The sequence below is a fragment of the Ruegeria sp. 6PALISEP08 genome (assembly GCF_001238295.1).
Taxonomy (GTDB): domain Bacteria; phylum Pseudomonadota; class Alphaproteobacteria; order Rhodobacterales; family Rhodobacteraceae; genus Ruegeria.
Map to the genome: position 1 here is coordinate 207,437 of NZ_LGXZ01000007.1, position 15,501 is coordinate 222,937.

The 15,501-nt window shown below is 52.6% G+C and carries 10 protein-coding genes and 4 pseudogenes; 9 read left to right on the forward strand and 5 right to left on the reverse strand.

Annotated elements, in window-relative coordinates; translation table 11 throughout:
- Positions 1 to 6: 6 nt before the first annotated feature.
- Positions 7 to 351 carry a RidA family protein gene (locus ALB80_RS12585; RefSeq protein ID WP_050604422.1) on the forward strand — a complete coding sequence of 115 codons (345 nt, stop codon included), beginning with the start codon at positions 7 to 9 and terminating at the stop codon, positions 349 to 351.
- Positions 352 to 472: 121 nt separating this feature from the next.
- Here the strand turns inward: ALB80_RS12585 and ALB80_RS22675 are convergent.
- Positions 473 to 1,078, reverse strand: a pseudogene (locus ALB80_RS22675) (IS6 family transposase); the annotation flags it as partial.
- Between the two features lie 301 nt (positions 1,079 to 1,379).
- Positions 1,380 to 2,567 carry a YbfB/YjiJ family MFS transporter gene (locus ALB80_RS12595; RefSeq protein ID WP_050604424.1) on the reverse strand — a complete coding sequence of 396 codons (1,188 nt, stop codon included), beginning with the start codon at positions 2,565 to 2,567 and terminating at the stop codon, positions 1,380 to 1,382.
- Positions 2,568 to 3,343: 776 nt separating this feature from the next.
- On the opposite strand from ALB80_RS12595, the gene ALB80_RS12605 reads away from it, so the two are divergent.
- Together ALB80_RS12605 and ALB80_RS12610 are read left to right on the forward strand one after the other, a co-directional pair.
- Entirely contained in the window at positions 3,344 to 5,404 is a 2,061-nt protein-coding gene (locus ALB80_RS12605) for an adenylate/guanylate cyclase domain-containing protein (RefSeq protein ID WP_050604426.1), read from the forward strand.
- Positions 5,405 to 5,794: 390 nt separating this feature from the next.
- Positions 5,795 to 6,661 carry a Rossmann-like and DUF2520 domain-containing protein gene (locus ALB80_RS12610; protein ID WP_083445294.1) on the forward strand — a complete coding sequence of 289 codons (867 nt, stop codon included), beginning with the start codon at positions 5,795 to 5,797 and terminating at the stop codon, positions 6,659 to 6,661.
- A gap of 145 nt (positions 6,662 to 6,806) precedes the next feature.
- On the opposite strand, the gene ALB80_RS12615 is transcribed toward ALB80_RS12610, so the two are convergent.
- Entirely contained in the window at positions 6,807 to 7,442 is a 636-nt protein-coding gene (locus ALB80_RS12615; protein WP_050604498.1) for a glutathione S-transferase, read from the reverse strand.
- A gap of 168 nt (positions 7,443 to 7,610) precedes the next feature.
- Here ALB80_RS12615 and ALB80_RS22195 point away from each other — a divergent pair.
- Together ALB80_RS22195 and ALB80_RS12620 are read left to right on the forward strand one after the other, a co-directional pair.
- Positions 7,611 to 7,694 (forward strand): annotated as a pseudogene (locus ALB80_RS22195) (IS6 family transposase); the annotation flags it as partial.
- A gap of 401 nt (positions 7,695 to 8,095) precedes the next feature.
- The gene (locus ALB80_RS12620; RefSeq protein ID WP_050604428.1) at positions 8,096 to 9,607 is read left to right on the forward strand and encodes an amidohydrolase family protein; all 1,512 of its coding nucleotides are present in this window, start codon (positions 8,096 to 8,098) and stop codon (positions 9,605 to 9,607) included.
- Positions 9,608 to 9,883: 276 nt separating this feature from the next.
- Here the strand turns inward: ALB80_RS12620 and ALB80_RS21860 are convergent, their stop codons facing one another.
- Entirely contained in the window at positions 9,884 to 10,219 is a 336-nt protein-coding gene (locus ALB80_RS21860) for a helix-turn-helix domain-containing protein (protein WP_083445295.1), read from the reverse strand.
- 521 nt (positions 10,220 to 10,740) lie between these two features.
- Between ALB80_RS21860 and ALB80_RS12630 the strand changes: the two genes are divergently transcribed.
- From ALB80_RS12630 to ALB80_RS21870, 4 genes and pseudogenes are all read left to right on the forward strand, one after another.
- A complete protein-coding gene (locus tag ALB80_RS12630; RefSeq protein WP_050604430.1) occupies positions 10,741 to 11,289 on the forward strand; it encodes an RNA 2'-phosphotransferase in 549 nt (182 codons plus the stop codon).
- A gap of 68 nt (positions 11,290 to 11,357) precedes the next feature.
- A pseudogene (locus ALB80_RS21865) lies at positions 11,358 to 11,924 on the forward strand (transposase).
- A gap of 1,405 nt (positions 11,925 to 13,329) precedes the next feature.
- A complete protein-coding gene (locus tag ALB80_RS12645; RefSeq protein ID WP_157054203.1) occupies positions 13,330 to 14,019 on the forward strand; it encodes a hypothetical protein in 690 nt (229 codons plus the stop codon).
- A gap of 74 nt (positions 14,020 to 14,093) precedes the next feature.
- Positions 14,094 to 14,342, forward strand: a complete 249-nt coding sequence (locus ALB80_RS21870) for a ParB N-terminal domain-containing protein (protein WP_083445296.1) — start codon at positions 14,094 to 14,096, stop codon at positions 14,340 to 14,342.
- A gap of 269 nt (positions 14,343 to 14,611) precedes the next feature.
- Here ALB80_RS21870 and ALB80_RS22680 read toward each other — a convergent pair.
- Positions 14,612 to 15,310: pseudogene (locus tag ALB80_RS22680) on the reverse strand (RNA ligase); the annotation flags it as partial.
- Between the last annotated feature and the right edge of the window lie 191 nt (positions 15,311 to 15,501).

Here is a 15,501-nt window from a genome sequence, read left to right on the forward strand (position 1 = left end):
TCCAACATGACGATTACTCGAATCGAAACCGGCCAGCGCATGAGCCGGATCGTCAAGCACAACGGCTCTGCTTATCTGTGTGGGCAAACTTCGGATGCAGCCACGGTCGCTGACCAGACACGTGACATTCTCGCTAAAGTTGAGGATCTTCTTGCCAAGGCAGGAAGCGATAAAACCCGGATACTGCAATGCGTGATCTGGCTGGCCGACATGGCGGATTTCGCCGAGATGAATGAAGTTTGGGATGCCTGGGTGTCGGAAGGACATGCGCCGGCTCGTGCGTGTGGCGAAGCCAGATTGGCGCGCGACGTGTTGAAGGTCGAGATGATTGTAACGGCAGCATGCGATTGAGTCGGACCATCCGTTCGCTCCAGTTCTTGATATGAGCAAAGTTTCTGTCGCAATCTTTGTCCCAAACTGTCAGGTCGATCGTAGTTCTGGTAGCGCATGCTCGAATTTTACAGGAGCAGACAGTCTCGATCCCTGCAATTGTCGCTACAGCTGAGGTGAAGCTTTTGAAGCCCAATATCGGGCGGGTTCGCCTTTTAATGAAACGGTGATCCTGTTCGATCATGTTGTTGAGGTAATTTGAGCAAACGGTATCGATTTTGACAGGGATGGTCAGCCGCTTGAAGGTCTTGTTGACCTCTTTGATCCCGGCTGCGTTGCTTCTGCTTTTGTCAAGGGTGATCCGTTTCGGGATGCCGTTTTTGTACAAAGCATTGGCAAAGAACTTCTTTGCAGCCTTCGTGTCTCGCTTCTCGGAAAGCATGAAGTCAAGGGTTTGCCCGTCGCGGTCTACGGCACGATACAGATACATCCATTCCCCACAGGTCTTGAAATATGTCTCATCCATACGCCAGGATTCAGCGGTGTTGGTTTTCCGTTTCTGTGCCTCGCGCGCGGCTGCGGGTGAGTACTTCACAACCCAGCGGTTCATCGTCACATGATCGACCGATACACCACCTTCCGTCAAAATCTCTTCCAGGTCGCGGTACGAGACGCCGTATCGAGCGTAGAAACAGACAGCGAACAGGATCACCGCTTGTGGGTAGTGCGCACTTTTGAAATCGATCACCGGACACGCCTAAACATCGTCGCAGACCAACCACCAATTGGATCAAAGCACCCAGAGGTACAGCATACCGACCAAAGTTTGCGACAGAGCCCTTGCGGCGCGATTGCTTGCGCAATATCGCGATCAGCTATGCACGTTCAATGATGATATTCAGGGCACGGTGGCCGTAAGTGTTGTTCAAGCAAGAATTAAAGGCCGACACTCAGAACGAGGGCGTCCAACCATTTCCTCCGGGCTTTTCCCACTGGGCCTTCTGCGGGGAATGAAACGCGGTATCTCAGCCTGGTTCTGATAACGACGACTACGCCACCCCTGACCTGAGCGGCTTTTGCACAGCAGCACAAAGAGCGCCCACAAGCAGGACGGCAGATGCCACGATCAGGCTGTCTCCTATTTCTCCGGTTATGTCGCCGATGACGCCGGCCCCAATAGGTCCCAGTGCCTGTGAGACGGCGAAAACAATTGTAAAAAAGCTAATGGTTGCACCCCAGTCCTGTTGGCCCACGTTCTGGCGGACAAAGCTGGTTACAGCAGTGGGCGGCATAAAGACCGATAACCCAAACACGAATGCCGACATAATCAACCCATATCCATTTGGAACGAGGATTGGCAGAGCTGAACCAAGTGCAACTCCGATCAGGATCAGCGCCAATGGCGTTCCAGACGCAAAGCGGGCCAGTACGCCTCGCCAGATAAAGGGAGATGCCATAATACTGAATCCAAGGACCATCCACGTCGCGGCGGTCAAAAGGGCGCTGGAATGCTGCTCTTTCATCCAGACAGAAATGAAAGTGACGTACACGATATACCCCATTCCAAACAGTGCGTACCCACCAAGTTCGCCAAGCATCTTGCGCACCGGAGGAATAGAAGGAAGCGCGGCGTCATGCTTGGTTTCGTTCAACGTTCTGGAAGCCCAAATTGAAAATGGGCAAATGGCGAGAGCTGCCAACCCAAGTCCGATCCACGCCCAGTCCCAGGATTTGGGGCCGAAAACGTCCAGCATGGTCGGAAGGGTTGCGCCGCATAGCGCGATACCCAATCCTCCGCCGCCGCCAAAGTACAAGGCGATGGCCAGTGCATTCCTTCGGGCGCAATTCTGGAACAGTGATGCCGCCAGAACGCCGCCAGACACAAAGGAAAGAGCGCCGAACAATCCCACCAAAGTACGACAGGCAGTTTGAAATACGAGGCTCTCATCAAATCCAGTCAGCAGAAGACACAGTGCGGTGGCCACGGTACCACCCGCGAATAGTCGCGACGGAGAAATATGCCGGATCAGGAAAAGTGTTAGAATTGAACCCATTATATAGCCAATCGAATTGGCCGTATTCAGCCAACCCGATTGAGTAAGGCTCCAGCCGAGACTACTTTTCATAGATGGCAGAATAAGACCGTAAGCAAATCGACCAAAGGCATTGGAGATGCTGACACCAAGCGCAAGGCCCAGCAATATGAACCAGGGGTTGGCAGGTTTTGCAGCGGTCATGAAAATCCTTCCAGGTTGGACAACACCGTGCCTCAAGGTGCCTGGCCGTGCAATCCCATCAGACCCGGCACCGATGTTTTTTGGTTTGGCTTGGGCAACTTAAGACTGCATATATTCAACAAGTTTTGGGGTGTTGTCACGTTAACCGTCGTTCGATTGCTCATATTTGGAAGTAGGTGACATCGATGAATTCATCGTCGATCAGCTACAAGCGCCACCGATTTCCTCCTCATATCTTCGCCCACGCGGTGTGGCCGTGCGTCCGCTTCAATTTGAGCTTCCGCGAAGTTGAAGAGATGCTGCTGCAACGTGGTATCGACGCTTCTTACGAAACGATCCCACGTTAGGTGATCAAGTTCGGACCGCAGATTGCTCGAAACTTGCGACTGCGGCAGGGCCGTCCAGGCGATGTCTGGCATCTCGATGACGTTGTTGTGAAAATCTCAGGTCGCAAGTATTGGCTTTGTCCGCGGTCTGGTCATCCGACTCTAGCCAAATGCTGCGCGCTGCACGAACGGCAGCAATGCGGAATGCAATCGCAGCATCTTGTGCTATCGGTGGACAGCTGCTTTGGGCCGCAAGTCCGCCTGCGTGAAGTGTCTGAAAAAATTGCAAAGGTCAGGTACTGCGGATAATGTTCGGGTGTCCGCTTCAACACAGTCCTTGGCTTGCACCTAACAGTTACGTGAGATTTCGGGACTGGCTCTAAGAAAACTTTGCTCTTCTCGTTCTCCCAAATCAATACTGAAGCACATGTCTTTGAAAGCAGGATTTTTATGCGAATTAGCGTAGGCGTCGCTGTCTCAATTCTGGTTGCCGTGTCTATCGGCGTGTCGACGTTTATTGTCCATTCTCTATGGTGGGCAACAGCGCGCGATAACAGCCGCATGCTCGCAGCAGAAATCAACAGTCAGATTGCAAACACCGTGCGTATCGAAGTTGGTGTGACGCTCGAGTCGGCCGAGGCCGCCTGGGCAGCCGTGCGAACGATCTTTGTCCAAAACGTTGTCGCGACGCGACAGGCCGACAAGCGAGAGTTTGTCTTTTTGTCACAATTGCAGGCGCAACCGAATATCTCGTGGATGTTCTTCGGCTGGCCGGATGGAAACTTTTTCGCGTCACACCGTCTAGGTGACGGTGGACTTGAGATGATTGAAATCGACAAGGACATTCGTGACCGGATGCTGCGGAGGGACCGCTACATCTTCATTCCGGGTGACATTCAGTTCGAGGAGCGGACGTTTACCGAAACATCTTATGACCCTCGCGATCATGCCTGGTTTGAGAATTTCATAGGCCTTAATTCCGCAGGGTGGATTGAAGCGCGCGACCTCCCGGAGAGTGACAAAACCATCTATGCTTTTGTTGGTCCGATTGACGTCAACCGACAGCGGCAAGGTGTTCTCGCCGTTGCGATCGAAACAGACCGGCTTTCACGCTTTCTTGCCACGCTTGCGCCCGGCGAATTTGGTGCGGCATTTATTCTGAACGCTGATGGAAAAGTCATTGCGGTACCCGATGCTGAAGCTGATGAGGTCAATCCGGCGCGTATGGGTGAAGGAGAGCTGTATGAAGTCGCTATGATCTCGGGGGAAAGGCTATTGGGTGAGTCCGGAGCGAATGCCCCCGGCAGTTTGACGAAACGCGTCGTCATCGACGGCGTGCCCTACGCAGTGGCACTGACGCCGTTGGGATTCTATGGCTGGCGTGTTGCCACGGTCATTCCAGAATCGGCTTTTCTTTCGGGGATCGACGAAACACTGATAAACCTGATCTATGTTCTGGTCGTTGTGGTCGTTGTCGCAACCGGACTGGCGATCTGGCTGATCCGAAGTGTTGTCGCAAATCCGTTAGCGCGTATCGCCGAAGACCTTGGCAAAATTGAACGCTTTGACGTCGAACGCATTTCGCGCAGACCCTCAAAATTGTCTGAGCTTGCCAATCTCTCTGCGGCAACCGCCAGCATGGCAGCTGGCCTGTCCGCATTCCGAAAGTACGTTCCCACCGATCTCGTGCGCATGTTGGTTGCTGAGGGCATCAAGCTGCAGCCTGGCGGAGACATCAAGCAAATCTCCGTGCTGTTTTGTGATGTTAGGGGTTTCACTGGCTTATCTGAGAAACTTGGGCCCAAAATCGTCCAACTGATGGAACCCTTCTTCAGCGCGGCCTCAGCGGCCATAACTCACAACGGTGGGACTATCGACAAATTCATGGGTGATGCTGTGATGGCGTTCTGGGGGGCGCCGCGCAAGGATGTCAACCACGCAGAAAACGCCTGTCGCGCAGCACTGGACCTTGTCGCTGCCTTGGAAAAATCCGGAATTGAGGATGACGCCGGCAACCCTTTACGCGTCAGAATTGGGCTGAACAGCGGCGAGGCTTTGGTCGGAAACATCGGATCGGAGCAGCGTTTGAATTACACCGCAATTGGCGATGTGGTGAACGTTGCCAGCCGGTTGGAGGGGGCCAATAAGGAGTATGGTACGTTAATCCTGATCGGCCCAGAAACAAGACACCAGGCGGCTGACAAAATTATAGTGCGCGAGCTGGATACCCTTAAGGTATTTGGACGTATCGAAGAGCTGGTGGTTTACGAACTGATCTCAATGGCGGATGGGTTTGACGGATCATCTCCTTGGATAGAGGCCTATGAACAGGGCCTTGCACACTATCGGGCAGGGCGGTTCGACAAGGCAGTTGCTGCATTTGAGACTGCTGACCACGCACGAAATGGAGATCCTGCCTCAGTCGCCATGATCACCCGCGCCCAAACTCTATTGGATACGCCACCACAGGAAGACTGGCGCGCTTTTACAAGCACCAATAAGAAGAAGTAGTTACATCCGATCAAGTATAGGCGCTTTGGTCTTGGGGCCTTTCGCAGAAATGATACTTGCAGATTGCGCGCTTGGCCATTCGCATATGCGAATTGATGCTGCACCAGCAATCTCCCGTTGCGGATAGCACCGAGGTTAGCGAGTTTAGAGATTTCGATCTGGTTCTGGCATTTCTCGTGGGCGTAGCACTAAGGCTCTAGACAAAAAAAACGTCATTTGATTGCCAATGTCTGCTTTGCGAACTGCATCCGCAGCATCTGGCGATGGCGCTCAATGTCAGCAGAGGGCCGCTCCAGAAGGTAGTTGTCTTGGATATATTGGTATCGATGAAACGGTCTGTCGCTTAGATGTTCCACAAGGAAGCAAGAGCGTATGGTTGGGAGGCATTGAATGGCAAAAGTCAGAGTAAATATTGTAGGTGCCGGTCGCGTGGGTCAAACCATCCTCGGCCTTTTGCGACACTCATCCAAGTATTCGGTTCAAGGCATAGTGAGTTCTCGATTTAGATCAGCGGAAAACGCCGCCCAAATTGCGGGAACGGGGAGAGCGGTGGAGAAATATGCGGACCTGGCACCGGCTGACCTGTGGATTTTGGCGGTGCCGGATTCTCAGATTTCAATTGCAGCAACTGAACTCGCAAAAGTTGTTGGTCAACACGATACCAATGAACCGCCTCCAGTTGCGTTTCACTGTAGCGGTTTCTATCCGGCAGATAAAATGGCGCCGCTTCAGAAGTTAGCCTGGCGACTTGCCAGTGTGCACCCGGTACTTACGTTCGCAGAGCCGGCAACCGCGATCCAGCAATTCGAGGGAACACTTTGTGGCATTGAGGGCGAAGAATCTGCCTTGGATTTTGTCAAAGACTTTCTGGCTGAGATTGGTGGAATCCCATTTCAGATCAATTCCGATAGCAAAAGCCTTTATCATGCGGCCGCCGTGTTTTCGAATAACTTCACCGTGGTTTTGCAGGCGATCGCGCGTGAGGCCTGGGCTACTGCGGGAGTGCCTGATGACATTGCAAAGCAACTGACCGCTACGCTGCTTCAAGCCACCAGTGAGAATGTTGCCGCCCATGGACCGTTGGGAGCGCTTACCGGACCCGCATCACGAGGCGACACCTTTGTCGTCTCGCAACAAGAGAAAGATGTAGCCGCTTGGCACCCGGCTGCAGGAATCATCTATAAAGAGCTGAGCTTGCTCGCTCAGAAATTGAAGGCCGACGGTAAGACACAGGATTGTTTGGGTCCCGAAGGATAGCCTGACCTACAATTCAACTGAGGCTATGCGAGTTTTTGGAGCCTTAGATCTCACGCTTGCGGCGTACGGCTGGTTCGACGGGCGGCACTGCGGCGTCTCAATGTATGCCCATGAGACCGGAATGGGCCGGTCCGCGATGTTGTGTCTAGCCGCTGAACCAAAGCGGCGCGTCGCCTTCCGCCCATGGTGAGTACTTGTTCATTATGTGCATGAAGGCTCCGCTTGCCAGGAAGCGATCCAGCCATGCAATCAAATTCGGCCATTCCTGTGCGTCAAACCACTCCCTGTCTATATGGGCGAACTGGCGGACAAAGGGCAAAAGTGCCAGATCGGCAAGGGTTGGGTGATTTCCAAAGATCCAGGACTGCCCGGCCAGCCGTTCGTCGAGGCTGACTAAATAGCTCGCCGCTTTCCTGCGTTCTACTGTTTCGTCAACATCCGGATACCGCGTGGCATACTTTGTGTGATCCAATGCAACCTTGAATGGGCCATCATTTTCCGCGATCAGGTCCCACCCTTCCTGAGGCATGTCCAAAAGACGCCGTGGATCATTTTGTTCCAGCGCCCAGATCATGATATCCAGGCTTTCGTCAAGAACCTGATCTGGCAGGCGAAGTGCTGGCACCGTTCCGGACGCGGATGTTTGCAAAAAGGCTAGTGGCTTGTCCTTTAGCCGAACCTCACGCAATTCGACTTTGATACCCGAACTCGCCAACGCGAGGCGTGCCCTCATTGCATACGGGCAGCGGCGGAACGTCCATAAGATAGGGTGATGAGCCATATGAGGATTTATCTGCACTTCGCCAGTACCGTCAAACCCTTCCTTGCCTGTCATGTTCGAACTTCTGTTTCAATGACGCCAGGTAGGATCTGTCGCAAACTCCATCCCCAACCTGCCAGACTGAATGCAGTTCAGGTAACGCGTGCTGGAACATAACAGGAGCATACCGTGACGATCTCATTTAAGGGCGCGCATTTTCCGAAAGACGTGATCTTAGACGCGGTTTTCTTCCATCTGCGCTACAGTGTTTCATAATGGGATCTGGAAGAAATCACGGCGGATCGTGGCGTTGATCTGGATCATGCAACGCTGTGTCTGACATCAGCGCCAATGGGACAGTCCCGTAAGACCGACGTTGCACCTCGTGGAAACGACGACGTTCAACGACGTTATACGTTTGCGTAGAGGGGTTGTGCTCCGAGATGCGAGCAAGGAACTCGATTGCTCAACCGTTTGCGTCCAGGAGAACCTGTTTTGAATAAAACGCGCGCTCGATCAACATTTGAGCCTTTTGAGTTTCGGCAACCGAGATAGCTTGGTCAAAACGTCGAACATCCACATCCTTGTCAGTGCTTTAGGTTGGCATTACCAGCCATATTGGTACTGTGTAAAAAAATACATGAGAATGATTGTTCAATTTCAGAGGGCTATTGATGAACTTGGGAATTTGGAACTCAGCACTCCTTGCTTTTGCCAGCGTCGTGGCCTGGACCGGCACTCAGTCCATTGCACAAACGGATCTGTTTGAGCGTGCGACCGAGGGCTCCGGCTACGATCTCGTGATCGAAAATGGGCGTGTGCTGGATCCGGCAACCGGAAGTGACCGAGTTCTCAACATCGGAATTGCGGATGGGGAAATTGTCACACTCTCAGATGACGATCTGAATGGAAAACGCGAGATCGACGCATCCGGCCATATTGTTGCGCCGGGTTTCATCGACCTTCACACGCATTCGCCCTTCCCGTTTGGGGAACTCCTGCAGGTCAAGGATGGTGTTACCACTTCGCTGGATCTTGAAGCAGGCGCGTGGCCGGTTGCCGAATATGGCGAGTTCATTCGTGGCCAGGCACGGGCGAATTATGGATCGTCCGTTGGCCATTTTGCAATTCGCATCAAGGTCATCGAGGGCAAGGATCAGCCGTGGATTGTGACCGAAACTGGTCAGGCCGTACCGGGCGCCGCTTTCAGTCAGATCGCGACGCCCGAACAGATCGAAGAGATGCGCACTCTGTTGCAACAAGGTCTCGACAATGGCGGCCTCGGGATTGGTTTTTTGCTGGATTACATGTCCCCCGCAATCAGCGACGAAGAATTGCGGATGATCTTTGAGGTTGCGGCCGAAAATGACACGGTGGTCTGGGCGCATATCCGACGCGGGATCAACGGCGACATTCAACCGTTGCTGGATTTGCTGCCGCTTGCGCAGGAGCTCGGAGTAAAACTCCATATCTGTCACATCAACGCCAATGCGATGGGAAATGTCGGAAACTGGCTTACGGCCATAGACGAAGCCAATACCGAAGGTGCCGATATCAGTGCCGAGATTTTCCCGTACACAGCGGGTTCAACCACCATCAAGGCAGATGTCTTTGACCGGGATTGGCAAACAATATTCGGCATCACTTACGAAGACGTGCAGTGGGCGGAAACAGGTGAGTGGTTCACCGAGGAAAGCTGGAACCGCATTCGCGAGGAGCGCCCGGATAGCAGCATCATCCACCATTACATGAAGGAAGAATGGTTGACCGAAGCCTTGCAGTGGCCAGATATGATGGTGGCGACCGACGCAATGCCCACTTTCGATTCCAGCATCAAATCAGCACCCAATGGCGCAGGCTCATACACACGTCTTCTGGCCCGGTTTGTTCGCGAGCTGGAAGTATTTGACACAATGGAGGCGTTCCGGCGTGGCAGCTACTTACCGGCGGCGCGTCTGGCGGAATTTGCTCCCGTTTTTGAACAGAAAGGTCGGGTCAAGGAGGGAGCAGATGCTGATTTGGTAATCTTCAAACTCGAAAACCTGCGAGATAATGCTCGCTATACGGATCCTTTCCGCGAAGCGACTGGATGGGACTACGTGATCGTTGGCGGTGAAGTCGTTGTCGAAGCCGGGGACCCAACAGGAGCAACTCCGGGAGTTCATATTTTCAATAAAGCAAAGTAATAAGCTTAGCGTGGCTTTGTTTTTTAATTCCGGCTTGCAGGTCGTATATTCCCTGAAAACGTAAGGGCCTGGAAGGAATGGCTGCAAGGCTGAAAGTTGCGGTACACTGATTGTTCGAGAGCCAAGGACAAATTTCCCCTTCCGCGTTTTTCTGGCATCTGGGCGGATTGCAGCATCCGTAGCAGTAGGGCTCCAAACCGTAGCTGCCTCTTGGATCACCCAGCGACCGCTTCTGACCTCAGAATGTCTGATTTTCCAGCACTTCGTTGAATTGAATCAGGAATTTTCCGGAGCAGAACGGCAGCTCCCGGCGAGGCGATCAAGGTCGGGCGCTGGGCTGTCACAAGGCGGCAACCAGCCTTCAGGCGCTCTTCGATGGCGGCCTTCAAGTTCGGATTCACGATCATCTTTCGATGAATGGCCCGCCGACGTAAACATGTTTTGCGCGGGTATCGCGCAATACCTATTAAGCTCCGGCAATTCTTTATCATCGTCGTGATTGCGCTTCAGCTTGTGATGGATCGTCGACGGCGCACGATCCAGCCGATCCGCGACCTCTGACACCGGCATGTTGGCTTCGTGCCACTTGGCAATCTTGTGACTTTCTTCCAACCTCACGTCAGGGTTGCAACGGCCCACTCGCCACCCTCCATGCAAACATCTGTTTTAATACGGAAATTGCACTTCGTTTGTGAATCCACGTCTTGCTTTCGCTACACCACACGGACAACGCGGTGTCCGCGACATTGGTTTTTTGCGCCCACGATGAAGATCGCAGAAATAGTTTCCGTCTCGACCAAAAGTCTTTGCACATGCTGGGAAACTGACGGATTGCGAAATCTGGGAATTCATTAAAGGCAAGCCTGTTGCTTTGGTCAAGTTGAAGGACGCCTATTTTTTGACGATTTCTGTTGGAAGAACATCCGTACAAGCGTGATCAATGAGCTTGGCCGCGGGAGCGAAACTTGGGCACGCATCTTGGAAGATGCCCTTATTGCCTCGTGCTGCATCCTAATTACACTTTCTACTTGCTTAGCCGAAACCCGATTGGGAAAACCGACATAGCAAGATTGCTGGATAGCCATCTACGTAATCGGCAGAGCAAAAGGGACCGGTAATTCCGGTGGAATTTAATGAGTAGAGATAGCAAATTTCTCGGCATGCTTTTGCGTCATAAGCCCGAAACGATTGGCTTGAAACTCGATCATAATGGTTGGGCTGATGTGAACGACTTGCTACTGAGGCTCAAGAAAGCCAACCGTCAGCTTACACGCGAAGAACTAGAAGAGATTGTTTCCGGCAACGACAAAAAGCGATTTACACTGAGCCCAGACAAGTCCCGCATCAGAGCAGCCCAAGGTCATTCCTTTGCTATTGATCTGGGTCTTATCCCATTGAAACCCCCGCAGCTTCTCTTTCATGGGACGGCGCGATCAAACTTGGACAGTATTTTTTCCAATGGGTTAGAAGCCAAAGGTCGAAACCAAGTTCACCTTTCCGCGGATGAGGAGACTGCTCTAAGTGTCGGTGCTCGTCATGGGAAACCGGTGGTGCTTTCGGTGGATGCGCAAGGCATGCAAAAGGAAGGTCACCAGTTTTTTCAAGCGGATAATGGCGTTTGGTTGACGGACTTTGTTCCCGCTGGTTTTTTGGGCTTCGGAAGGATGTGTCGCAACCTATGAAGTCCAATTGACGAACATGCGTGATCTGACGTTTGTTCCCGTCGAATAGATTTCGAACAAGTTTCAACATGATCTCATTGAAAGGCTGCCATTTCCCCAGGGATGCGGTTTTGTACGCAGTGTACTTCTACCTGCGGCACGCGGTGTCACATCGCGATTTCGAAGAAATCATGGCTGAGCGCGGTGTCCAAGTTGACCACGCTACTCTCAACTGATGGGTTGTAAAATTCTCACCCATGGTCGCCGCGCGAGCGCAATTGAAGAAACGCCCGACACAGAAGCCCTGAAGAATGGACGAGACTTACATACGTGTTCGCGGCAAATGGAATCCCGAGCAAGATCGTCATCGACAAAGCGGCGCTAACGCGGCCGGTATTCGAGACGTGAACAGAATTCTGAGGCGATTTGGGTGCCCAACCAAAATACAGACAAGCAGGTCCAAGTATCTGAACAACATGATCGAACAGGATCATCGGTTCATCACGCGGCGTGTTCGGCACATGTGTGGGTTTAAGTCGGTCGAAACCACCTCAGCCACATTGGATGGCATTGAGGCGGTCAACAAGATCCGGAAGCAGCAATTCTCTGGCGCTACGATCTCGGGCTTTCGGATGTTTGCTGAGATCGCAGGATAGTTGTGCCCAGTAAGTCGCCGCCTCTGGCCGTTCTAAAAGCTTGCGGCACATCCAACCCTGAACAGGCTCTTGGTTGAATTATACCGGCGTCTTCTCACAGTCTTCCTTCGCGCGCGTCAATGGGGATAAGTTTGCAACAGATCCCGTCCTTGACTCTATGTTGGTTAGGAACCACAAGTGTGCATTGGTGAAATGTACTTGTTGCCGCGATGCTGCCGGCTTCGATGAACCAATGGCCTTAAAGAAAACCGTAGCATATGGCTCAGCAACAAAACGGGTTTTGCTGGGGTGTTCGGAATGTACTCGTTACTCGTAAATGTTGGCATTTGTCACATGATAAGTTCCAGACGGTGTCCAACACCGGAAAGAAGGCGATACATGAAAAATACTTGGCTCATAACTTGCGTGTTTGATGTCTGATAGATCAGACAACGGACTTCATTTTTTTCTGACTACGATTGTACTTACGCGAAGTGTTCCGTGTTTTAGCCTGACTATAGTTGTATCGGTTTTGGGAGCACAACTTTCTGCTCAGGTACCGTCTGAAAGTTCACAAAACACTGGAAATGCCAATCAGTTGGTTTGTGATGACGGAATCGAAGTCAGGGGGGGATCTTGTCTAAGAGAAAACCCACCCGAAAACGCATATTTGACTGGCAACTCTTACGGTTCAAGCTGGGCATGCAACCATGGTTTCCAGCGTGCTGAGGATCTATGTGAGGAAATAGAAGTTCCTGTAAATGCATACCTCGCTTCAACAGGCGACCACTGGAAGTGCAATCGATTGTTCCAACGTGTCGAAGAGAAATGTGAAGAAGTGTTTCTACCTGAAAACGGGTTTGTCGAAACCCGATTTGGCGTACAGGAAACACATTGCAACTGGGGTTTTCGCAAAGAGGGCCAGGATTGTGTTGAAATAGAAGTTCCTGAGAACGGGCGCTTATCTGACAGGACCAGGGCGGATGGCTGGGAGTGCCTCAGGGGTTACAGGGCAACGGATACCGGTTGCGACTCTGTGGCCGTTCCTGATCATGCTTACCTCGCGTCTGACGCCTATTCTGGATGGAGATGCGAGCGTGGTTTCCGCGCGAACCAAGACAAATGCATGGCAATCATCATCCCAGCAAACGCTCATTTGAACCGAAGAGGTGATGGATGGGAATGCAATCAACCCTTCAAGCGTCAGAACAATAAATGCGCTGAAAATGTACCGAGACAATAGGCTGTTGGAATTCAACATCTCCTGACAAATCCGGAAGGACGAAGCCGTGAATCTTAACTCGATTAACGAGAATCTGGGTAAAAAGCTCAAAGCCGATAAGGCGCGTCGCTGGTCCTACGGGGTCAAATTGATAATCGTGTCAGTGGTGCTCATCGCAGCAATAACAATAATGGTGTTTCTTTGATGCGTAAAAATGCCCCTCCCGTGACTCTTCGGAGTCCAAAGAAGTCAACCCGAGGTCTGGAGCAGAGAGCGTTTCAGGATCGCAGTGTTCGTAAGTCGCGGAATGCTGACGTGTCAGGAGTTATTGAAGAAGAGTTCGGAAAGTACCTGATAAAAGCTGGCATTTTGAGTGGCAACAGCGTAGCGCGGGCGTTTCCCAAGCCACCGGCCAAGACACAAGCCATGATTGCTGATGCCGTCGGTGAAACACCGGCAATCGCTATCGAAGCTCTAAAAGAAATACTCGAAGAGCGTGACAGGGAGCGCAGCACCCAACGCCGTTTGGAGGGAAGCTCCGGCACCCTTGTTCCCAGCGAAAGGGAATATACAGAGGCTTTGCGCCAGATCAGGTTTACTCCTGCGCAGGTGACAATGCTCAGAGCGCTTTCAATTGCAGGAAAGGAAGGATTGACTATTGGTCACCTTTCTCAGGCAGCTGGGTACACGTCGCGCGAGGCGTCCATCAAGGTCTTCAAAAAAATCGGATTATTGATCGCGGAGTATCTGGAGCTGGATCTTCCCGAAGCCGGATCGGCGCAGGCTGATGGTGCTGCTCAGATCCTGGCGTTTTCTCACATCGAAAGTGAGGATGAACCGGCAACCTGGATCATGCATCAGGAACTGCGCTGCGCTGTCCGGTCTGTTCTGTGATGCAGGTATAAGTGTTTGATTGTGATGAGAATACCGAATCCGAGCCAACTCACGAAAGGTTGCACAAGTAACTTATGCTGGAGAAAAAACCATACCCGCTCGACTTGATCTATGTGCCTGTGAAGCGTGCAAAAACACTTGATCAAAATAAAGTTCTGACGCTTGCGGAAGATATCCTGAAGAACGGCCAGAAGACCCCGATTCAAATACGCGCGGACAACAAGAGGTTCGTGCTGATCGAAGGTCTCCACCGATTAGAAGCTATTCGTGCCCTTGGCGGCGATACGGTCGAAGCCTTTCTGGTGCGCGCCAGGTTACACTGACCTTTCCTTGGGTTTAGCTCTGCCTTGGCCTTCTGCGCGAAGTCCTTTCGCACCAGGTCCCGGTGCTCAGACACGAAGGCGTCAATCTCGCCAGCCTGCACATCGACCGCCTTCATGACATCGTCATGGTAGGATTGAACCTGCGCGGCGGCGTCCGGTGCCAGTAACGGCAAGACATCGTCCAGGGCACCTTTTGCAACCCAGGCCAGCAGGTTCTTTTCGTGTGCCAACCCGGAATGCGCCTTGTGACGCAGGACATAAGCGTCGGCTTTGATCTTCAGCCTGTGGCCGTCCTCGAACGCGATGACATAACCTTCGACACCCTCCAATGCCTGCGCATCAGTCCAGAACCGATGAAGGTCCTCGACGCTTTGGAACTGCGCGACGATCGGAACACCGTGCCGAAAGGCGATGGCCTCCAGCTCCGCGTGTGGCATGTACGCCCCCGTCCACATATGCCGGATCGCCAGCAAGGTCAGCTGCGGAACATCATAAGCCAGCACCACCCGGTTCTCGGGCGCAGTGAACTCGAAGATCGGCGTGAAACCTGCCGCGATCATATCGGCGCAAAGTGCTTTGACCTCAGGTCCTGCAACAGCCCATGCAGCCCGGGACTGTGCGGCAATGCCCATCCGGGTCATGAACACCATCTCACCCCTGACAATCGCCGGGTGGATCATCGAGCCGTCCAGCTTATCCAGAACCGCATGAGACGCATCCCACGGCTCTTCCTGCACCGGGCGCTTTTCACCCAGATTGAAGAACTTGTGGAACGGCCGAGCGATCAGTTTGCTGTCGGGGTTAAATTTCAACCCTCGGCATTCCCGGGCTACTGCGCTGTCGAACGTGTTGTCCAGCGTGTAGAGGTAGTTGATCACCGAGTATCCATCATGGTCGAAATGAAAGATCCCGGTGTCGGGGACAATGTGCGGGAGGACGTCCTCCAGCGTTTCGATGATATGGTCCATGTCTATGCTCCAGAAAAAGAAAAAGCCGCCTCGGAAAGAGACGGCCTGTTTCGGACAAAAAAGGGTGGTTTTAGATCACTCGGGTCTTAGTCCACCTGTCGAAGAGAAGCCGTCAAAAAGCACTGCGCCGCGATCATCCGCGCACAGCTGTTGTGGTATGTATGAGCTTACAAAGGTCATCTCAGCTTCTC

Coding starts and splice junctions, on each gene's coding strand:
- ALB80_RS12620 (WP_050604428.1), top strand. CDS start 8,096: ATGAACTTGGGAATTTGGAACTCAGCACTCCTTGCTTTTGCCAGCGTC.
- ALB80_RS12605 (WP_050604426.1), top strand. CDS start 3,344: ATGCGAATTAGCGTAGGCGTCGCTGTCTCAATTCTGGTTGCCGTGTCT.
- ALB80_RS12630 (WP_050604430.1), top strand. CDS start 10,741: ATGAGTAGAGATAGCAAATTTCTCGGCATGCTTTTGCGTCATAAGCCC.
- ALB80_RS12585 (WP_050604422.1), top strand. CDS start 7: ATGACGATTACTCGAATCGAAACCGGCCAGCGCATGAGCCGGATCGTC.
- ALB80_RS12645 (WP_157054203.1), top strand. CDS start 13,330: ATGCGTAAAAATGCCCCTCCCGTGACTCTTCGGAGTCCAAAGAAGTCA.
- ALB80_RS12615 (WP_050604498.1), bottom strand. CDS start 7,442: ATGGCTCATCACCCTATCTTATGGACGTTCCGCCGCTGCCCGTATGCA.
- ALB80_RS12610 (WP_083445294.1), top strand. CDS start 5,795: ATGGCAAAAGTCAGAGTAAATATTGTAGGTGCCGGTCGCGTGGGTCAA.
- ALB80_RS21870 (WP_083445296.1), top strand. CDS start 14,094: ATGCTGGAGAAAAAACCATACCCGCTCGACTTGATCTATGTGCCTGTG.
- ALB80_RS12595 (WP_050604424.1), bottom strand. CDS start 2,567: ATGACCGCTGCAAAACCTGCCAACCCCTGGTTCATATTGCTGGGCCTT.